This is a genomic window from Acinetobacter sp. YH12142, assembly GCF_013418435.1.
GTDB classification, from domain to species: Bacteria; Pseudomonadota; Gammaproteobacteria; order Pseudomonadales; family Moraxellaceae; genus Acinetobacter; species Acinetobacter amyesii.
This window is the reverse complement of sequence record NZ_VPCB01000016.1, coordinates 1-20,070: the sequence shown is the minus strand read 5'-3', so window position 1 is coordinate 20,070 and position 20,070 is coordinate 1. Positions and strand designations below refer to the sequence as shown.

General features: G+C 40.2%; 19 protein-coding genes. All 19 read right to left on the bottom strand.

Annotation, left to right across the window (positions count from 1 at the left end):
* Window positions 1–47 precede the first annotated feature (47 nt).
* On the bottom strand, window positions 48–1,457 hold the full coding sequence (gene der, locus FTU77_RS12410) for a ribosome biogenesis GTPase Der (protein WP_078189606.1): 1,410 nt from the start codon (window positions 1,455–1,457) through the stop codon (window positions 48–50).
* Between the two features lie 174 nt (window positions 1,458–1,631).
* Window positions 1,632–2,777, bottom strand: a complete 1,146-nt coding sequence (gene bamB, locus FTU77_RS12405; RefSeq protein WP_180055935.1) for an outer membrane protein assembly factor BamB — start codon at window positions 2,775–2,777, stop codon at window positions 1,632–1,634.
* Window positions 2,774–3,472 (bottom strand): tetratricopeptide repeat protein, encoded by a 699-nt coding sequence (locus tag FTU77_RS12400; RefSeq protein ID WP_078189608.1) that lies wholly within the window; start codon window positions 3,470–3,472, stop codon window positions 2,774–2,776. The genes bamB and FTU77_RS12400 overlap by 4 nt, the downstream gene beginning before the upstream one ends.
* A 30-nt stretch (window positions 3,473–3,502) precedes the next feature.
* Window positions 3,503–4,798, bottom strand: a complete 1,296-nt coding sequence (hisS, locus tag FTU77_RS12395) for a histidine--tRNA ligase (RefSeq protein WP_180055934.1) — start codon at window positions 4,796–4,798, stop codon at window positions 3,503–3,505.
* Between the two features lie 3 nt (window positions 4,799–4,801).
* Window positions 4,802–5,923: a flavodoxin-dependent (E)-4-hydroxy-3-methylbut-2-enyl-diphosphate synthase gene (gene ispG, locus FTU77_RS12390; protein WP_180055933.1), complete on the bottom strand. Its 1,122-nt coding sequence runs from the start codon at window positions 5,921–5,923 to the stop codon at window positions 4,802–4,804.
* Between the two features lie 23 nt (window positions 5,924–5,946).
* Complete coding sequence (locus FTU77_RS12385; RefSeq protein WP_111884744.1) at window positions 5,947–6,741, bottom strand: RodZ domain-containing protein; 795 nt, start codon at window positions 6,739–6,741, stop codon at window positions 5,947–5,949.
* Window positions 6,732–7,535 carry a type IV pilus biogenesis/stability protein PilW gene (pilW, locus tag FTU77_RS12380; protein WP_078189612.1) on the bottom strand — a complete coding sequence of 268 codons (804 nt, stop codon included), beginning with the start codon at window positions 7,533–7,535 and terminating at the stop codon, window positions 6,732–6,734. Before pilW ends, FTU77_RS12385 begins: the two co-directional genes overlap by 10 nt.
* A gap of 15 nt (window positions 7,536–7,550) precedes the next feature.
* Window positions 7,551–8,786 carry a 23S rRNA (adenine(2503)-C(2))-methyltransferase RlmN gene (rlmN, locus tag FTU77_RS12375; protein WP_078189613.1) on the bottom strand — a complete coding sequence of 412 codons (1,236 nt, stop codon included), beginning with the start codon at window positions 8,784–8,786 and terminating at the stop codon, window positions 7,551–7,553.
* A 123-nt stretch (window positions 8,787–8,909) separates the two neighbouring features.
* The gene (ndk, locus tag FTU77_RS12370) at window positions 8,910–9,341 is read right to left on the bottom strand and encodes a nucleoside-diphosphate kinase (RefSeq protein WP_078189614.1); all 432 of its coding nucleotides are present in this window, start codon (window positions 9,339–9,341) and stop codon (window positions 8,910–8,912) included.
* A 109-nt stretch (window positions 9,342–9,450) separates the two neighbouring features.
* Complete coding sequence (gene iscX, locus FTU77_RS12365) at window positions 9,451–9,651, bottom strand: Fe-S cluster assembly protein IscX (RefSeq protein WP_078189615.1); 201 nt, start codon at window positions 9,649–9,651, stop codon at window positions 9,451–9,453.
* A gap of 121 nt (window positions 9,652–9,772) precedes the next feature.
* Window positions 9,773–10,324 (bottom strand): phosphatase PAP2 family protein, encoded by a 552-nt coding sequence (locus tag FTU77_RS12360; protein ID WP_180055932.1) that lies wholly within the window; start codon window positions 10,322–10,324, stop codon window positions 9,773–9,775.
* A gap of 193 nt (window positions 10,325–10,517) precedes the next feature.
* Complete coding sequence (locus FTU77_RS12355; protein ID WP_373685823.1) at window positions 10,518–11,795, bottom strand: glycosyltransferase family 4 protein; 1,278 nt, start codon at window positions 11,793–11,795, stop codon at window positions 10,518–10,520.
* Window positions 11,796–11,914: 119 nt separating this feature from the next.
* Window positions 11,915–12,199, bottom strand: a complete 285-nt coding sequence (locus FTU77_RS12350) for a sensor histidine kinase (RefSeq protein ID WP_180055930.1) — start codon at window positions 12,197–12,199, stop codon at window positions 11,915–11,917.
* Window positions 12,200–12,256: 57 nt separating this feature from the next.
* The gene (locus tag FTU77_RS12345; RefSeq protein ID WP_180055929.1) at window positions 12,257–13,831 is read right to left on the bottom strand and encodes a 7TM diverse intracellular signaling domain-containing protein; all 1,575 of its coding nucleotides are present in this window, start codon (window positions 13,829–13,831) and stop codon (window positions 12,257–12,259) included.
* A 369-nt stretch (window positions 13,832–14,200) separates the two neighbouring features.
* Complete coding sequence (locus FTU77_RS12340; RefSeq protein WP_078189619.1) at window positions 14,201–14,611, bottom strand: hypothetical protein; 411 nt, start codon at window positions 14,609–14,611, stop codon at window positions 14,201–14,203.
* Between the two features lie 13 nt (window positions 14,612–14,624).
* Window positions 14,625–16,934: a fimbria/pilus outer membrane usher protein gene (locus FTU77_RS12335; protein WP_180055928.1), complete on the bottom strand. Its 2,310-nt coding sequence runs from the start codon at window positions 16,932–16,934 to the stop codon at window positions 14,625–14,627.
* 5 nt (window positions 16,935–16,939) lie between these two features.
* The gene (locus tag FTU77_RS12330; protein WP_180005391.1) at window positions 16,940–17,668 is read right to left on the bottom strand and encodes a molecular chaperone; all 729 of its coding nucleotides are present in this window, start codon (window positions 17,666–17,668) and stop codon (window positions 16,940–16,942) included.
* Between the two features lie 92 nt (window positions 17,669–17,760).
* The gene (locus FTU77_RS12325) at window positions 17,761–18,261 is read right to left on the bottom strand and encodes a hypothetical protein (RefSeq protein ID WP_180005392.1); all 501 of its coding nucleotides are present in this window, start codon (window positions 18,259–18,261) and stop codon (window positions 17,761–17,763) included.
* Between the two features lie 834 nt (window positions 18,262–19,095).
* On the bottom strand, window positions 19,096–19,920 hold the full coding sequence (locus FTU77_RS12320; protein ID WP_257222235.1) for a hypothetical protein: 825 nt from the start codon (window positions 19,918–19,920) through the stop codon (window positions 19,096–19,098).
* Window positions 19,921–20,070 lie beyond the last annotated feature (150 nt).

The following is a 20,070-nucleotide window of genomic DNA, read 5'->3' as shown; positions in this document are numbered from 1 at the left end:
AAATAAAAAAGCCTGCATATCTGCAGGCTTTTTTTGTTCATCTAAACTTAGCGTTTGAATTTCTTTTCCGCTTTTTTGAACTTCTGAACATAACGGCGTTTACGTGCAGCCGTACGCTCATCGATTTGGGATTTACGACCTTCAAATGGGTTATCAGAGGTTTTAAATTCAATTTTGACTGGCGTACCTTCAAGTTTATAAACTTTACGGAACACGTTTTCTAGGTAACGACGATAGTCATTTGGCGTTTTATCAACTTTGTTACCATGAATCACAATCGTCGGTGGATTTTGTCCGCCCATATGCGCATAACGCATTTTGATACGACGACCTTGAACCATTGGTGGTTGGTGCGCATCAGTTGCATCATTCAAGATTTGAGTGATTTTCGCAGGTGATACTTTCAAATGCGAAGAATCATAAGCACGGTGGATCGATGGATAAAGATCACCAACACCTGTACCGTGAAGTGCAGAAATTAAGTGAATTTTTGCCCATGGAATAAAGTCAAAACGACGTTCAACATCTAATTTACATTGTTTACGGTCGTAGTCAGACATGTTGTCCCATTTGTTGATGGCAATCACCATCGCACGGCCTGCTTCAAGCGCGTAACCGATCAAATGCAAGTCTTGCTCAACGATCCCTTCACGTGCATCGACAACAATAACCACAACATGCGCATCTTTCATCGCTTGTAAAGTTTTCACAATCGAGAACTTCTCGATCATTTCGTCCACTTTACCTTTACGACGTACACCCGCAGTATCGATTAATGTGTATTTACGGCCATCACGTTCAAATGGAATATAAATTGAGTCACGTGTAGTACCCGGTTGGTCAAATGCAACCACACGGTCTTCACCCAACAAACGGTTCACTAGAGTCGATTTACCCACGTTTGGACGACCAATAATCGCTAAACGTAAGCCTGTGTCTTTATCGTGTTGTTCTTCACTTTCATCTTCAGGCACTTCAGCTAACACTTCTTCAAGCATTTGCTGAACACCACGACCATGGCTGGCAGCCACTTGAAGTGGTTCACCCATACCCAATTTGAAGAATTCAACTAAAGCTGCTTCGGCATGAACACCATCAACTTTATTGGCAACAAGGTAAACTTTTTTACCTAGCGTACGTAAGTCACGAGCAATTTGTTCATCAGATGCCAATAAGCCTGCGCGAGCATCAACAACGAAGACAATAATATCTGCTTCATTAATGGCAGTTTTTGACTGTTCTGCCATGTACGAATCGATACCACCTTCAGTTTCGCCAATACCCCCAGTATCAACGACAATGAAAGATTTATTTTGATAAGTCGCGTCACCATATTTACGGTCACGAGTCAGACCGGCAAAGTCAGCAACGAGAGCATCACGGCTCTTGGTTATCTGGTTAAACAACGTTGATTTTCCGACGTTCGGACGACCAATGAGCGCAATTACGGGTTTCATAGATTAACCTTTATTCCAGATCAGCCAGTTTGGTCTGGTCTGAACATCAGAAAGCATAGGAAGAATGGAAATAGGATAAATGCCTAAAATAAATAAAAACACGGGGCATTGATGATTCAATCCCCCGCGTTCAAAAATACGGTTTGGCTTATTTTAACATAAGCCGCAGAAAAATTAACGGTTCTGCCAAATGCTTAATGCACCCTTACGTGTCGACACATATAATTGGTTGTCAATTACACGTAGTGAACGTACTTCACCACTGGTTTTAGAACGACCAACCAACTCGCCTGTCGCTGGGTTGATTAAGTGAAGTACACCATCCAGATCACCAACCACAAGGTCTTGACCTAACATCACTGGGTTACTCAAATTACGATTAAGCAATTGGTCATTTTCCCACAATGTTTGACCAGTGGTAATTTCATAAGCCACAATTTTACCATCAGTTTGTGTCACAAAGACACCATTGCCCGCAACTTCAGGACGCTGAATGCTGCTCGCATCATTGCTCCAGATCACTTGTTGTGATGCAAGATCAAGTGCTGTCACTTGGCCTTGGTAACTGGTAGTAATTAAAAATTGACCTGCTACAGTTGGTTCACCGTCAATATCAATGAGACGTTGTACATCTGAACGACCGTCTGACACTGCAACACGACGCTGCATTTTCGGAATACCGCTCAATGCATCAATCACATAGATATAGGCATTTGAAGAAGCGATGAGAACATGACGCGCATCGAGTGATACCGGTGCTGCCATACCACGTAAACTAAACTGTACATTTGGCAAGTTATAGGTCCAAGTTTGTTGGCCCGTTGCCACATCGTTTGCGTATACCGTACCATCATTGGTAACTGAAATAACGCGACCTGCTTGAATCAACGACGGTGAAAGTAACGAGCCGGTTAATTGCGCCGTCCACTTTTGCTCACCTGTTGCCTGATCTAATGCAAATAATTGACCTTTTGCATTACCAACAACCACAATTCCGTCAGCTGCTTCTACACCTGCAGTCAAACCTTGTTTAGAGATTTTCTTCTGCCATAAACGCTCTTTGCCTTTGTAGGCTTGAACTTCACCATTAGGATTTACGCTAAAAACAACGCCATTATCTGCATCCATACGTAAACGCAGCGGATCTGCTTCTTCAGTTGAAGCCACACTGTTTGAAAATACAGGTGCTAAAGTTTTTGCCTGTTCCAATTTTGGTAAAGGATTTGGTTTTACTTTTTCTACTTTTCCTTTATTTGCACAACCAGCCAAAGCAAGTGTTAAAACTGTCAGCGCACAGGTAATTTTGTATTTTCTATTCATTCAGTTGCTTCCACTTGTGTATCTATAATCGGACGTTCAATTTCAGGATCATCAACTAAAACGCCTACACTTTCGAGTTTAATTTGTAAAATTTGACGTTCTTCTTGTCGCTCAACCAAAGCATCCCATGCACTTTGATAAACTTTCTTTGCATTTTCGATATCATTTTTTGCAACATAGACATCGCCACGGGCTTCATCTGCAGTTGCTTGAAAAGCAGGTTCTTTAACCGCTTCTAAAGTTTTTAATGCTTCATCAAATTTCTTTTGTGCCAATTGTGCATACGCCAAACGTAATTTCACCAATTGAACTAAGCCTGCATCATCAACTTTTGAATTTTCAACTTTTTTCAAAGCTTTTTCAGCATTGGCATAATCCGCTTTATCATACGCCAATTTTGCCATAAGCAACTGAGTTTGGATGGCTTGTGGCGAATCTGGTGCTTCTTTTACAATTTTATCTGCAGTCGCAGAAAGTTGTGTAAAAGCGTCACCCGTCGCCGACTGAGCATCATCCATTAACTGCTGGACTTTGGCTGTTTGCATTTGCGATTCAGCCAAAGTTTTCTTCTGCCAGTATTCCCATCCGAAAAAGGCAATCAACGCAATTAAAATGCCGCTAACAATGGCAGAGCCATATTTTTTAGCAAACGATTTTAAATTATCAAGTTGTTCTTCTTCACTCAATGCGCTCATGAAATTACCTTTTTCCTTATGTTATAGGGATTATTTTGAAGAAATTTTTTCGATAATGAAGGCAACAAAGTCTGCCACATTCACTTCGTGTTGTTCTGCAATAGCTAGCTCTTTCACCAGCACTTGCCCTGCTGCTTGCTCACGTTCACCGTAAATCACAGCAAATAAAGCGCCGGATTGGTCGGCTTTTTTCATTTGCGATTTCATTGAACCTTGTGAACCAACTTTTAAGCGAATGTTACTACCCGCCGCTTCAAGTTGATCACGAATTTGTTCAGCAAGGACCAATGCCTTACCTTGAGTTGCAGGATCTGAAACTAAGAATAGCTCACAGTCACGTACAGGAGTATTGTCTTCCACTTGTTCAAGTAGAAGAAGCAAACGCTCCATACCCATTGCAAAACCAACAGCAGGCACCGACTGGTCTACTTTACCTTTAAGCTGACCGACTAAACCGTCATAACGACCACCAGCACATACCGTTCCTTGAGAACCTAAGTGTGTAGTTGTCCATTCAAAGACCGTTTTGTTGTAATAGTCGAGACCACGAACCAATTTTTGATTGATCACAAAACCAACACCAGCATCAGTCAAATACTGCTGCAATTGAGCAAAGTGAGCCAACGTTTCTTCACCCATAAAGTCGTGAAGTTTTGGCGCATTTTCCAAAATGCTTTGTGTTTTTGCATCTTTAGAATCCAAAATACGCAGTGGATTCGTAGTTAGACGACGCTGTGAATCTTCATCTAAGTCATTTTTATGCGACTCTAAAAATTCAACCAATGCCGCACGATAGGCAGCACGTTCATCAGACTCACCTAAAGTATTAAGTTCTAATTGAACTTTATCTGCAACGCCCATGCGTTTCCACAAACGCGCAGTCATTAAAATCAATTCTGCATCTTGATCTGGTGTTGCAACACCAAAGGTTTCTACGCCAAATTGATGAAACTGACGGTAGCGACCTTTTTGTGGTTTTTCATAGCGGAACATTGGGCCGACATACCATACACGCGGTGTAGCACCACGAAGTAAGTTATGTTCAAGCATTGCACGTACACACCCTGCTGTTCCTTCTGGACGCAAAGTCAAAGACTCAGGCGGATTACCTTTGTCTAAGAATGTGTACATTTCTTTTTCAACGATATCCGTTGCATCACCAATAGAACGTTTGAACAGATGAGTCTGCTCCACAATCGGCAAGCGAATTTGCTGATAACCATAAGCATCCATCAGGCTAGATAGATGCTGTTCTAGACGTCTCCATGCAGGACTTTGCGTAGGGAGAATGTCATTAAAACCTTTGATTGCGACGATTGAACTCATGATCTACTCAGAAAAACTTGTGCGAATAATCTCTTTAGCTTTAGCGTCTTCAAGATCGCTAACACGTTGACGAACCATCGCTTCGATTTCGTCAACCAACTGATTTGTGTCAATTAAATGGCTCTTTTCGCCATTACGATACACCAGTGAACGCGGACTTGCACCTACTACACCAATATCGGCTTCTTTGGCTTCACCCGGACCATTCACTTTACAACCAATCACCGATACATCCATTGGGGTACGAATATCTTCTAAACGCTCTTCCAATGTTTGCATAACTTTGATGACATTAAACTCTTGGCGTGAACAACTTGGGCACGCAATAAAGTTAATGCCGTTTGAACGTAAGCCCAATGATTTTAAAATATCAAAGCCAATTTTGATTTCTTCTTCAGGCTCTGCTGCCAATGAAATACGCATGGTGTCACCAATGCCTTCCATCAACAAACCGCCTAAAGCGATAGCAGATTTGACTGAACCCGTACGGTAGACACCTGCTTCAGTCACACCTAAGTGTAATGGGTTATCAATTTGTGCAGAAAGCAAACGGTACGCATCCAATGTCAAAAATACATTCGATGCTTTGACTGAGACTTTAAATTCATGGAAATTTAAGCGGTCTAAAATATCAATATGGCGCATTGCAGATTCAAGCAAGGCCTGACCTGTAGGCTCACCATATTTCTTTTGAATATCTTTTTCGAGCGAACCTGCATTGACACCAATACGCATAGAGATGTCATTATGTTGTGCAGCAGCAACCACTTCACGGATTTTAGCTTCCGAGCCAATATTACCTGGGTTAATACGCAAACAATCTGCACCAAGGTCTGCAACACGTAAAGCAATTTTATAATCAAAGTGAATATCGGCAACCAGTGGCACTTGCACACGTTTACGAATTTCACCAAAAGCTTCAGCAGCTTCCATACTCGGTACAGAAACACGCATGATGTCCGCACCGACGTCTACACAGCGCTGAATCTGTGCCACGGTCGCTTCGACATCACAGGTTTCAGTATTGGTCATACTTTGGATGCTGATCGGCGCATCACCACCGACATACACCGAACCTACTTTAATTTTACGCGTTGGACGGCGCTTAATTGGATTTTCAATCATTGTTCAGTCTGCTCTGTTGTCCCTTAACGTGATAAACGGAAATCTGCTTTGCCGTTTACGGTATATGGTGACAATGAAATATTTTCATTATTTAAGCTTAATGACACTACTGTTGCATCATCCAAACGAATTTGGAATGGTGTTTCACCGTTTAAGTTGAGCGTCGATGCTTGACGACCCGTCGCCAACACCTTACCCGTCGAATCAACAATATGTACTGAAGTCGGGCTACTAAAGGTCAATGTCAATTGATCACCGCTGACCGCTGCATTCCCGCCATTCATGTCGAGGACTTGAACTTCTGAAGCGACATCACTGGTCACAGCGTCTTCATTATCGCTGCCCGAGGTCATGCCCTGAATCGCTGCCACGATCGCACCAATGACCACCAACACCGCCAATGCAATCAGACCACGTTTGATCCATTTACGATTACGGTCACGGTTAGAACCGGGTAATTTACCCATAATTTTAATCGGTGAATTGTTTAACGCGTGATTTGGCAACAAACCCGTATCGTTAGCATAAATATCATCAAAACGTTGAATGATATTGGTTGCATCAACTTTTAAATATTTGGCATAAGTGCGGTAGTAACCTTTAATAAAGGTCGCTTCAGGCAATGACTTATAATCATCTTGCTCAAGTGCAGTCAGTGTTTTTAATGGAATATTGAGTTCTGATGCGACAGCTTCAAGTTCCAGTTTTTGCGTAATACGTACTTGACGTAAATACTCACCTGGGCGTTGTACATTTCCTAATGCATTTGGAGCTACGCTCGAACCATTCGATTGCGGTGAATTAGGATTTACTTCCATACGGCCTCAGTACTGTACTGTAATTGCAAATAGCGTTGGTATTCAGGACTTTCTGGGAATAAAGCACGTAACTGGTTAACCAGTACTTGCATACCCAAATTGTCGCCATTGGCACGCGCTGTTCGAATGCCAATCCAGAGTGCACGCGCACCCTGATTTTTTTGTCCTACTGCACGTACAAATTGTTCATACATTTGTGTGGCAGCAGGGAACTGCTGATTCAAATAAAAGATTTCAGACAACTCTAACATTGAAACATAGGAATCACGATTAGCCTGCAAAGCTTGTTTGAATGATTTTTCAGCATTCGCCACATCACCCACTTTCAGGTAAATTCGACCTAAATTTTCCAATGCTTTGAAACGTTGATCATAACCTAAAGTTGAACCTGCGATGCTGAACTGTTCAATCGCATCATTATAGCGCTCAACTTGATATAAATACGTACCGTAGTTGTTACGTGCTTGAGAATTTTTTGAGTCTGCTGAAATTGCACGCTTAAAATAACTATCTGCTTTTTCTAAGTTGGCTGGACTGCCTTCTCGTTGTAGTAAGACACCCATCATCATATTGGCTTGGGAATCGCGAGAATCCACCTCTAAAGCCTGATCTAATGCACGTTTAGCAGAGTCCAAATCCCCTGCTTTCAGGTGTTCAACAGCCAATTGCGTTCTGATTTTTACGGCTTTCTCTGGGTCTTTTTTCCCAATCTCAGGCGTTTGACATGCTGTTAATGCCAAAACCGATGCACATAAAGCTGAAACGAAAGTGAACTTATACGTTAACTTTTTCAATTGGCTGCCTCTTTATTATCCTTGTGAGCGCAGTATCTCATTTTGCTGCGCAACTTTCTTTTTCCATTGCTCCGCACGACGAGTACGGTCAGCAACTTGCCCCACGAGTTGTCCACACGCAGCGTCGATATCATCACCACGTGTCTGACGAATCGTACACACAAAACCGGCATCAGACAAAGTTTTTTGGAAAGAAATAATACGGTTACGGCTTGAACGACCGTATGGCGCATGCGGGAACGGGTTAAACGGAATTAAATTAATTTTGCTTGGTAGGTTTTTCAACAGCTTTAACATTTGCTGTGCATGTTCAGGATGGTCATTTACACCATCTAACATCACGTATTCGATGGTCACGTGTTTACGCGAACTTTCATTACCATCTTTGGCGATATAACGCTGACACGCTGCAATCAATTGTTCCAACGGATATTTTTTATTGATCGGAACAAGTTCGTTACGTAGTTCATCATTTGGCGCATGGAGTGAAATTGCCAAGGCTACATCAATGTCTTGTGCCAATTGGTCAATTTTAGGTACCACACCTGATGTTGATAAAGTCACACGACGCTTCGACATGCCATACGCAAAGTCATCCAACATGATACGCATTGAATTCAATACAGCATCATAGTTCAACAACGGCTCACCCATGCCCATCATCACCACGTTGGTCACTGAACGTTCACGATCCGCAACTGGCACATCTTCCATATAAGAGAAGTTCGCCATCCAAAGCTGTCCAATAATTTCAGCTTGGCTCAAGTCACGTTGAAAACCTTGTTTCCCAGTTGAACAGAATGAACAGTCCAGAGCACAGCCCACTTGTGACGAAATACACAAGGTCTTACGTGCGCCGGTTTTATCTTCTGCAGGAATGAGTACAGTTTCAACCAATGAACCTGCACCATCACCTACACGGAACACCCATTTACGAGTACCGTCTTTTGAATAATTTTTATGCACCACTTCAGGCGCTTTAATTTCACAAATCTTTTCTAGTTTTTCACGCAATTTACCAGAAATATTGGTCATTTCAGCAAAATCAGTCACGAAGAACTGATGAATCCATTTCATCACCTGCCCAGCACGGAACTTTTTCTCCCCCATTTCTTCGAAGAATTTTTCCATTTGCGGACGTGACATGCCCAGTAAGTTCACTTTCTCCACAGTATTTTGCTGCGTCGGAGCGGATGGAGATTGTTGCTGTGCATCAGAAACAGCTGATGTAGCGACTACTTCAGTACTCATGTGTAATTACCTAAACCATGTCTAAAGATCAAAGGAGATGCTCAGTATTTGAGCGAAGAATTATTCAGAGAATAAAAAAACCAGACAAGCAGTATACCACTTATCTGGTTCGAATACTTCGAATTAACGAGTACGTGGAGCGATCTCAGTTTGAGCGAAGAAGTAGTTAACTTCACGATCAGCAGATGCTACAGAGTCAGAACCGTGAGCAGCGTTTTCGTCGATGCTTACAGCGAAGTCTGCACGGATAGTACCAGGAGCAGCTTCTTTAGGGTTAGTTGCGCCAAGGATTTCACGGTGAGCAAGAACTGCATTTTCGCCTTCAAGAACTGAAACTACAACTGGACCAGAAGTCATGAATGCAACTAGGTCACCAAAGAAACCACGTTCTTTGTGCTCAGCGTAGAAGCCTTCAGCTTCAGCTTGAGTCAAGTGTTTCATTTTAGTTGCAACGATTTGAAGACCAGCTTTTTCGAAACGAGCAAAGATGTCGCCGATGTGGTTTTTAGCAACTGCGTCTGGTTTAACGATAGATAAAGTACGTTCAATAGCCATGAGAGGCTCCTTAAGTCAATTTGACGTGAAAAATTTGCCGCATTATACCGAATAATGCGCTATTTTCTGCTTTTGCTATACAAAAAAATTGCTTTTTTCGATGTAGGGATTAACTTGCCTCATCAATCCAGGCCATCTGAATTCCCTCAAGCAGACCTTCAGTCGACTTTTCAGGGTCATCAGTGAAATTTGGCAATGCACATACCCATGCATGTAGGTCAGTAAAGCGAATCCATTGCGGATCAACATCAGGGTGAGCTTCATACAGCTCAATTGCGATATCAATGGTATCTGTCCAGCGTAAACCCATGGGTCTTCCTAACATCGTCTATAGAATGATGGCTTACTTTAACAAATTTCGGCAATTGGACGTGATAAACCCTTTTAATTTTTTTATTACCAAATTTTGCAATTGAGATGTCCACTTCAAACTATAAAATCAAACCAAAAAGAGGTGCACAGAGAATAATCGCAGCACCCACTGCAGCACCTATTGCAGCACCGACGGCAACATCACTCGGATAATGTAAACCTAAGATCATGCGGGATAATGCCACCAATAAAGTAAAGGGCAACATTAAGACCAACAGCATGGGTTGAATATAGCCCAGCACAGTTGTTGCCATCACTGCATGTAGAGTATGCCCTGATGGAAAACTAAAATGATCTAGAGGGCGTTCACCTAAGCGAATCACTTGATGCACTTGATACGGTCTTGGGCGCACAGTTTTCTTTTTGAGGAGTTTATAGATCGAGGTCCCGACGGAACCACCCAGTAATACATAGACGATTTGTACACTGTAAGACATGCCCTGCACGATCCAAACCGTCGCCAACATGACATACCAAAACACACCATCACCAAGTCGACTCACCATTTTAAATATGTCAGCCACAACTTGTTGATGTGAAAAATGATTGAGATAAATACAGCCTTTTAAATCGAGATGCAGCATTCTTGTTTTTGCATTTTTAAAATTCATCGCTAATCTCCTATCTACAGTCAAAGCCTGACTGTGTTGGGGTTGAGCTAGATTTGTGTTGTTATTTTTACAAGTTTAGATCTGTGTTTGACTCAGCTTAGGTTCTCTTTTTGACAATGTAATGATGCTTTGATGACAGTTCGATGAATATTGATTTTTGAAGATGCTGAACTTTTCAATATAGCCAATAACGCTAGCTCCATTGGCGTATCATGGCTTGATCCACCACGCGATATAGCGCTTGCTCAAATTGCTGTACGGGATATTGCCATCCAATTTTAGCAGCGTCTTTTGCCGCCTCGATGCCCATGGTTTTTAATTTAGCGCGTTGCGGCAATTGCTGCATAAGACGCATAAATTCATCGGTTCGAGATAAATGACATAACCATCCCGTTTGCTGATTTCTCACGTGCAGTTGGGCACATGCAGCATTATATGCAATCACAGGCAATCCGCTGGCCATCGCCTCCAAAACCACATTACCAAAAGTCTCAAACTGACTTGCGAAAACAAAAACATCCGCACTAGCATAGGCTTCCGATAAAGCCTGACCACTTAAACTTCCCATAAAAATAACATCTAGTGATTTTGCCAATTGCATTAATCGCGCACGATCTGGGCCATCCCCCACAATGACCAATTTCGTTCGTGCATCCATAGCCAACATCGAGCGATAGGCTGAAATTAAAACATCTACCTCTTTTTCAGGAGATAGCCGACCGACATACAGCATCACGCGGGTATGTTCATCTGCTTGCCACTGTTGTCTCAGATCTGCTCGATAATGTGAGGGAGAAAATCGACTATGGTCCACACCACGCCCCACCACCACCAATGGACAACTAAAACCTAATCGATGCAGGGCATCTGCAGTATCTTGGCTCGGGACACAGGTGAGTTGAGTATTGTTATGAAACCATCGTAAATAATGTTGTACAGGCTTCATTAAAAACGCTAAATCAAAGAATCGACTAAAATCATGAAAGGCCGAATGAAAACCACTGGACACAGGAATCTGTAAAGAACGCGCCAGTTGAAGCATAGCAAATCCCAAAGGCCCTTCAGTGACTATATGCACAATGTCGACTTGGGCTTTTTTTAAAGCTTTACTCAGCTTGATCAATTGCGGCCAGCCAAATTGTAAACCTGAATATCTAGGAATCGACTGCGCTCGAACCAAACACTCTTGATCAGGTTTGAAATCCTGACAACTTTCGGGCTGTTCAGGACGTATTAAAAATATTGAGTTGCCTTGTTGCTGCAAGCCCTTACACAGCTGTAATAAAGAATGTGCAACACCATTAATTTCTGGCGCCCACGTATCTGTAACAATGGCGATTTTTAGACCTGGACGGATTAATGTTGAGACCGTTTGCACATCCATTCGTGATTGCATATGCTTAAATTGGAACTGAAATCGCGCAGGTTCATCCTGCATACGCCCTAAATTAATAGCCGATTCTGTCATGATCTTACATGCTTCTTATAAATGTATAGTCACAGTTTAAGCAGCAGTTTTTTGCATTTTGATGATTATTTGATGACAGTTTATTGAAAAAAATTGACTAATTTCTTCTACAAAATCATGATTTATCCGTAATTTTTAATCACTTTTAAAATCGTCTGACCCGCACGAGAAGTGATTTGCATATCTGCGTTCATCCGCTCTAAATGCCCACTCATACTACGAAGCCCCACACTCAAACCGGCTTGATTGACCAAATCCACATCAAACCCCACACCATTGTCTTCTACTTCCATTATCAATGCCGAGTTTTCATAATAAATCCGAATCTGCACCACGGTCGCATGACTATGCTTCACAATATTGGTTAATGCTTCTTCGGCTACACGCTGTAGGGTTAAACATTCCATTGGAGTAACATCCACTTCCCATTTTGCAGGAACTGACCATTTAGCGTGTATATCGAGCTAATCAAATAACTGATTAAAACGGTGCCTAAAGGGTGCCATCCATAACAATGGGGTTTCAGGCAGTTTGGTGCCTAAACTTGAACCGCTATCAATGATATGTCGTAAATCATCTCTTAAAATTTTCAACATCGATAAAAATTGCGAATTGGTCAGATCTTTGGAACTCTGCTCAACCGATGCCATTGAACGAACCAAGGAGCCACCTAAGCTATCATGTAGCTCATGTGCAATTTGAATACGCTCTTGCAAGCGGGTATTTTCCATTTCTAACTGATAATGATTTTGTAGGGTATGCGTCAACTCTTCCTTTACTTGAGTGACCGTTGTTGCCAACGTTTGATTAAACTTTTCAATTCGTCTCACACTTTTAGTCAAGCGTAGTGCAAAAATAATCGCCACACCCAAGGTTGTTATCGGGGAAGCATATGCCGAAATCAAATCCCCTTCATTCATCATTAAGCGCCAACCGTCATGGGCACCAATTGGGACATAAATCAACAACATAATCCCTGCCAGCAACTTGGCTTCAACTTGTCCTGATTTATAAGCAATCCACGAAAATGTCAGGCAATTCAGCATATAGCAAGCATAGCGCACCATAAAACTCAAATCTAAGACAGGTTGTACCAAAGACTGTGGTGTAAAAAAAATCAAGCAACCCAATACAAAAACAGTCATCCCCATGACTTTTTCAAGACGTGGAAATTTTCGTCCTGCAAAACGCCAAGGATAGAGACAAGTCGCTGTCGTAAAACAAAGAAAGATAAAGATATGCAAACGATAGAAATCTAGCGTTGAAAGCCCCCAAAGCGTCTCGGTAGCTAAAAGTTGCCCAACGTATAGCACCCAAAGAAAACTGGTTATGGCATACCAACCAAAAGCGTTCTCTTCGCGTCGAAACAGCCAAACCAGCCCCGCAATGATCCCCAAGATAAACTCAAAAATAGTGGTGTAGCTATGCAAGCCTCGCATAGCCAACCAATGTTTTTCATACACTTTGGTATTATCGTGATAGCGGTTTAAACTAACCTCACCAAGCCCTGGATTCAGTGCATTGACGCCCACCACTCGTATCAGCACTTCATTCTGACCTTGCTTTAGGCTGTTGGGTGGAATTACCCATTGCCGAGGCATATTCCAACTTCGTGACAAAGGCTCTTGTAATGAATCATCCTGCCAAAACAGCTGACCATTCAAATACACTTGCCCTGCCATATTGATGTAACTCACCATCAAAGAAAGCGGATCTGAGCCTGCATCTTGACACGTGTATTGCCATTTCAAGCGATACCAAGCTGTGCCAGAATAATTATCCCAACGATCTTTCCAACGATCTGGTAACTTTTCTATCGTTTGCCAATGCTCATGCCCGGTCAATTCTCCGCTTGGCATCTGCGCCTGAGCGACTTCTTGACTGACTAATTTTGACTGACATGATTGGGCAATAGCTTGTGGACTTAGCCCAATTGCACCAAATACAAGACAAAGAACGGTAAATTTCAGCTTTAAAGGTTTAATTAGAGAAATGAGGACATTTAAAAATGTCAGACGTGTTTGAACGCAATACGCCAAGCACATCGAACCTTTTTTCCGACATGCGCAACTTGGAGCATTTGAATGATAGCGATTCAATACTGACCTTCCCCGTTAGCCGAAATAAAATGGCTAAAATAAAAACAAGATCACATATTAAACCTATGAACTCTAATAAGAAAAACTTTTTCTGAATTATTTATTCTTAACGCTATATCGATATTTTAACATCTCGAATACTCAAGACATTCACATCCAACTTTATATTTGCAACAGAGAATGGAGCTACTTAGATTGAAGCTAGAGACTCACATTAATATCTATACTCAAGCTTCAATCTAGCGACATGAACTTAGCACTCTGCATATAATCACCTTAACCATGAAATAAAATCACTCACTAAGCCTCTCAAAACACCATATTTACAAAGACTGTATCGCGGTAGATTCCTGCAGGTGTCGTTGCATTCACTCGCTCCACCAAACGCACAGCAATCACATAGTTATTTTTGCCAGCGCCTTGCTCTGTAGAAACATTCCACAGATTTTCCATCGCACCTGAAACAGTCATTCGTGTTTTGAGCTTAATCGGGCCATTCGTCACAAAACTACTGCCCGAAGTATCCTGCAAATTACGGCTATTAAAGCGTATGCGGTATTTACCAGAACAATCGACACTAAATGAACTCGCCGCTTGACTATTATAGTAATTCGCCAAGCGCATATTGGTTTCACTGATTCGTCCCATTTCACAGCGACTCGGTGCTGCAAATGTTATTGAACTAAATAACGCTGCTGAGATGAGTAAAATACTTTTCATTGGAAATACTCCTTTATTTACACTGCAATGTAATTAATTCAGGAGTTTGGTTTTCTACCTTTTTCGGCACTGTTAACGCTGTTTGGCAAGATCGACCACCACTGGTCCTCACCGTCAACTTGTAGTAGCCTTCAACCAAACCATATAACATTACCGTGCCATCTGAACCCACTGGATAAACATCAGCTTCTGGGGTATCAATTGCAACTTCACTTCCTGCAACAAATTGATGACCTTGTTCATCCAATATTTTGACCAATATTTGTTGTGTATCAAATACTGAAAAATTAATGTTATAACCACGCTGTCTTAATGCGACTAAACGATGTGCAGCATTTGGAACTTTGCTTTCGATCGGTAATTGATTTTCATCAAATGAAATATCGTAATTAATATAAGGAACGATATCGTGTACAAAGGCATAGCCTTTTTTATTGGTTTTCGCGACTGGAGACATTGATCGCATGACATCAATATCTTCACGACCACCAACATTCACTAAAGCAAAGGCATTATCGACAAAACTGGTCAATGCGTATTGACCACCCAACCACACCATAGCGCCACGGTAGCCAACCTGTGTTGTTGAATCATTTTCACTATAGAGATGACTTAAGGTTAAATCACCAACATCAGTGGACAAACCACCATAGGCATTTAATACCGTTTCATCATTACGATAATCCACACCGAGCGCATAATTTGCACCATATTCACCGAATGCATTTTGAATGAAACGGACACCGCCGGATTTATTGGTACCCGCATCAGCCTGAATACGCTTACCACCACCAAAATTATAAGAAAATGTAATAAAGGCACCTGAGTCATCGCTATCTCCAAATTCTTGGAAATAGTTGGCGGTATACATTAAATTCGGTGTAATTTCGCGACTCACACCCACAGTGAGCATTTTGCGATCCTCTAACTCAAATAAAGGATCATTAGATTCATACTGGGTTTGTTCGATATAGTTCAGATTTAAATTTTGAAAGAATGGAAAATTAGCAAAACTCAAATACGCCATATTTTCAAATTTTGGAAAAATATGATTATCTTCATAACCTAACGCCCGATAATCATTTGTAGCGTAGCGTGAACTCACACCAAAATTAAGTTTCCCGAAATTACGACTGATAGCCAAACCTGCAGAATAGCCATCGTCATTATCGGTTTTACTGCCTAAAAAAATACTGTCTAAAACAAACCATCGATTGACCGCTTGCGTCCATAGCAGTCCTGCATTTTTTACTTTGTCACTATAGGTAGCACTTGCACCCAACGTGGTACGACTGGTGACACCTCTACGCCAATAGGCTGAACTGAAAAAATCGCGATAATCGCTATTTTCTTCGTCATAACTGAAGCGTAGTTTCCCTAATGATATGTTGTAATCATTTAAATTTTCTTTGAGCAATTTACTGCTAATTAACACCGGAAAACTTCGAACAGTGGTATTCCCCAATACATCTTGTACAACCATTTGCGCTGTACCAGCACTTTCAATATTGGCACCTGTTTGTAGGTTATAATCTCCAGGTGAAATCTTTTTCTGATAAATATTTACGCCATCAATATATAAATCAACAGTCGAAGGTAAAACTGCACTACCTTTTAGACTTGGAATATTCCAATACACAAAATCTGGACGTGACGTATAGTCTGTACCAAAACTCAAACCACCAAATCGCACACCATGAATTAATGCGCTATAGGCAGAGGTCGTATCACCAATAATCAGCTTGGTCGCATTTTTGGAGAAATCAAACTCAAGACTACTATTTAACCTTACAAATTTTTCTTCACGATAATCATCCCCTTTATTATTTCGATAAAAGGCATTATTTCTTAAAATCCAATTGTCTTTAAACACCCCAAGTTCAGGCAGTACACCAAAATTATTATGTTGAGTGTTATTTTCAAAGTGCATTTCATAATTGAGAAATGCACCAAAATTTGCAGGCATCGGCTGACTGATTAAGGCATCCGTTTCTAGCCCAAAGAAATATTTTGATGGAAGATTAATTTTGATAGCTTGCAATTGAGGATCAAATCCAGAATGAATATCTTGATCCGCTACCAAACAAAATGAATTTTTAGTTGCATGTCGTTTCAGAATTTCTACTTTAATTTGCAGCTTATCAAGATCTGCGCACTCTATATAAAACTTGTTATTTTCAGTCAGTAATAATACTTCGCTCTTGCGGTCTACTTCGTTTACCCAAATACTGGTTGGAAATAAATCATCAGGCATATCAACAGCTTCTGCATGAGCAGAATTAGCACATAAAATACAATATAGAAGCAATGTAATTCTATTCATAGCCACTACTCAACTAAATTAAACTCCAAAGGAGTGTCACCTTTATCTGTTTCCACAACGACTTTATAATTACTAGCGCCTTGTAAAGAAACACTCCCGATGTCGTATTGGTTTTTACCTAATGCCAATAAATATTTCATATCGGAAGATTCAGCGACTGTTTTCTTGCTTTTATCGATGACATAAAGTTTTTGGATTTGAATGTGTGATTTTGCTAAATTTTCAACCTGAATAATGGTGCGACCATTCGATTTTTTAGCAATAAATTTCAAATAAGCGGGTTCTTGTTTGCCGACAAAAAATGGCACATTAATACTTAATAACAGTGCAATTTTCGATTCAGAGTTCGTCACTTGAGGTAGCTCAGTATAAAGAATACGCCATGCTTCTTCTTGTTGTAGGTTCATACTTTCTACAGATTGAGTAAAACCCACACGAACCATTTGTTTTGAATTTGGTTTTAAAATAAAGTTCTTCGGATTGATAATAATATTGGATTCAGGTGAAAGAACATCTTCCCCTGCGGCATTTTGAGTCCATTTAAATGCTTGAGCCTCAAAAATACGTGGTGTCTCATCATCCCCTTTCGACTCCAAAGTAAATGTCGCACTGCGTTGTTTAGATTTATCGGTTAAATATAACTGCACAGGGCTAATTGAAATACCTGCAAATATTTGAGGACTCAATAAGCAAGTCATTAAACTAAATGAAACGACTTTGAATAAACTTTTCATATACCCACCCCAGTACATTTAAATATTATTATCAATTCAAAAATAAAAAGAAGTTGACCCTAACTGTGTAGAATCAACTCCCTAAATTTGGATTAGTAAGCTACTTTGATATATAAAGTATCTTTGTATGTACCAGCACGTTGAGTACCTGAAATTGTATTTTTTGGAGCTACAGATACAGCAAAGTTATCAACGCTCATACCAGCTACAGGTGTAGAACCGATTGGATAATTCACACCACCTTTTGAAGTCGTGATTTTTGTAAATACTTTATCACTAGTGGTTTCATGTTTTACAAAAGTATCTGCACTTGAACCCGCGTTTAGCGTAGATAGATTTAATGTATATGGAGTGTTCGTTGTAACTGTAAAGCCACTAGCACCCGTATAACTGTCTTCAACGAGTTTGATGTCTTTACCTACCAAAAGCTCACATGCTTTAAGAATCTGTAACTTTATGTCGATTTCGCCTTCACACGGCGCACCGCCACATTGTTTAGATTCTTTTTTACCACCAGCGATTGCAGATGTTGCTGGAAGTGCTACGAACAATGTTGCAGATAGTACTGCGGTTAAAATTTTAGATGTAGACATTTCACTTCTCCATTCTCATATGAGATTTATTAGTATGTGCATCAAAGGATATTTATTAAGAAAAACTAATTAATCTTACTTTCCCTAGGTGCTGATTCATTCTTAATCATGTGGAGAAAAAAAGAACCTAATGCGGAATATTCACACGAATATTCATGTAATATTATTTTTTACGAATATTTAAATTATGTGGTTGTAATATATTAAATATTTTTAATTTTTATATTTTTATTTAATTTTTCTCTTTATCCCAAATTTTGGGGATTTTTTTCATATCCCTATTTTTTGGTATATTATATCTTATTGTTTTTATTAAATTTAGTAACATTAAAAATAATATAGGCTGTTACATATTTCACCAAATATTTGTGAAATAGTTCAAAATAATTTTCAAACAAAACAATACTACGTGAATATTCAACTATATTAATAGTAAAGACCGATTAAATTTAAATTTTAAATAGAATCTCAAATGTATAATCACCACTTTCAGGTATGTCTTTTGAAACGCAATACAAGAATTACGTCACCAAATACTGAGCCTTTGTATTAAATTACAGGTTTTGAATCACGGCTTAGTTTCCAATGTTAAGCTTTTGTAAATCATATTTTCTTTCTTTAAATTTCAGATTTTTGTTTTTAAATTTTTAGAATCTCATTTATTACATGAATTATCACACATATTGAAATTCTGCCCCTCTCTTTCAACGCACTTTTTACTTTGATTTTTTATTCAAAATACTGACTACCTCTTTTAAAACTGCCTAGATTCTTCTTTAGAAAATTCTATAAATAAAAAAGCCCCAAGTTATGGGGCTTTTTAAAAAATTTAACTTACTCACTGACTGGATAAAGCAATCCTTGATCGACTCGAAAGATTTGACCTGATCCAAAGTCGATCTGCTGCAGCTCTCCTTTTAATTTTGGAAAGCCAGCAATTTTCTCCAATTGCGGTGAGCGTTGAAAATTCTTCGTTTTAGGATTGTACATCCAATAAATAAATCGCTTATCTTCTATTTTTCGACCATCAGAGGTATCCGAAAGTACAACATCATAGTATCCATCAAAGTTTACATCTAAGAATCCCATACTATTCCCAAAGGCATTAAAGCCTTGTAAAGACTGTAGTACTGTGCCATTTGACTTATTAATCACATCTACGCGTTTTAGAGACTTCCCATAAGGTTGGTCTGCGGATTGCACCCCATAAAACTTAAACAGCAGGATAGGTTTATCTGCAGCTTTAAACGCAGGTTCAAACTGTAGATAACTTGTAGATGGTGGTGCCGTTTGTTCCGTCAGTTCAGCTTTAAAGTAGCCTGTATTTGCATTCAATGTACCTGCCAATCGATAAGCTGCTGCAGCACTTTGTTCCGTCCCAACATTGACTGAATTCAAGTCAATAAAATCTGCTTTTTGAGTCCCTTTAAAGTTAATTTGTTTGGGCTCTTGCAAATCAGTCAAAGTCCCGTGCGGATTCCATATGCCAGCATACAAATCTAAGAAATAACGCCCTTCAGTAGAGCGAAGCATCCGCTGCATGGATATCCGAACATCAGGTAAAGGCTTTAACTCAGACTGTGCTATATCTGAAACTTGTGCAAAACTCACCACAGGTAGACAAAGAGCGAGTAAGAGAGAGAGTTTTGATATTTTCATTGCAATTACACACTCCATGCAGCATTGTTAGCGGCAGTGTAAAAATGACCCCCTAATGGCATTTAAAAACTGACCCCCTTGGTTAATATAGCGGTCATTTTGGACTGCTCAACATGTTAACTTTGGAGCAAGCAGTGACAATCCAAATAC

Excerpts from the sequence above, each read along its gene's own strand:
- FTU77_RS12400 (WP_078189608.1), bottom strand. The coding sequence starts at position 3,472 with ATGAGCGCATTGAGTGAAGAAGAACAACTTGATAATTTAAAATCGTTT.
- iscX (WP_078189615.1), bottom strand. The coding sequence starts at position 9,651 with ATGGGTTTACGCTGGACAGATACCATTGATATCGCAATTGAGCTGTAT.
- FTU77_RS12320 (WP_257222235.1), bottom strand. The coding sequence starts at position 19,920 with ATGAAAATATCAAAACTCTCTCTCTTACTCGCTCTTTGTCTACCTGTG.
- der (WP_078189606.1), bottom strand. The coding sequence starts at position 1,457 with ATGAAACCCGTAATTGCGCTCATTGGTCGTCCGAACGTCGGAAAATCA.
- rlmN (WP_078189613.1), bottom strand. The coding sequence starts at position 8,786 with ATGAGTACTGAAGTAGTCGCTACATCAGCTGTTTCTGATGCACAGCAA.
- FTU77_RS12385 (WP_111884744.1), bottom strand. The coding sequence starts at position 6,741 with ATGGAAGTAAATCCTAATTCACCGCAATCGAATGGTTCGAGCGTAGCT.
- bamB (WP_180055935.1), bottom strand. The coding sequence starts at position 2,777 with ATGAATAGAAAATACAAAATTACCTGTGCGCTGACAGTTTTAACACTT.
- hisS (WP_180055934.1), bottom strand. The coding sequence starts at position 4,798 with ATGAGTTCAATCGTCGCAATCAAAGGTTTTAATGACATTCTCCCTACG.
- FTU77_RS12350 (WP_180055930.1), bottom strand. The coding sequence starts at position 12,199 with ATGGAATGTTTAACCCTACAGCGTGTAGCCGAAGAAGCATTAACCAAT.
- FTU77_RS12330 (WP_180005391.1), bottom strand. The coding sequence starts at position 17,668 with ATGAAAAGTTTATTCAAAGTCGTTTCATTTAGTTTAATGACTTGCTTA.
- FTU77_RS12335 (WP_180055928.1), bottom strand. The coding sequence starts at position 16,934 with ATGAATAGAATTACATTGCTTCTATATTGTATTTTATGTGCTAATTCT.
- FTU77_RS12360 (WP_180055932.1), bottom strand. The coding sequence starts at position 10,324 with ATGAATTTTAAAAATGCAAAAACAAGAATGCTGCATCTCGATTTAAAA.
- ndk (WP_078189614.1), bottom strand. The coding sequence starts at position 9,341 with ATGGCTATTGAACGTACTTTATCTATCGTTAAACCAGACGCAGTTGCT.
- FTU77_RS12325 (WP_180005392.1), bottom strand. The coding sequence starts at position 18,261 with ATGTCTACATCTAAAATTTTAACCGCAGTACTATCTGCAACATTGTTC.
- ispG (WP_180055933.1), bottom strand. The coding sequence starts at position 5,923 with ATGATTGAAAATCCAATTAAGCGCCGTCCAACGCGTAAAATTAAAGTA.
- FTU77_RS12340 (WP_078189619.1), bottom strand. The coding sequence starts at position 14,611 with ATGAAAAGTATTTTACTCATCTCAGCAGCGTTATTTAGTTCAATAACA.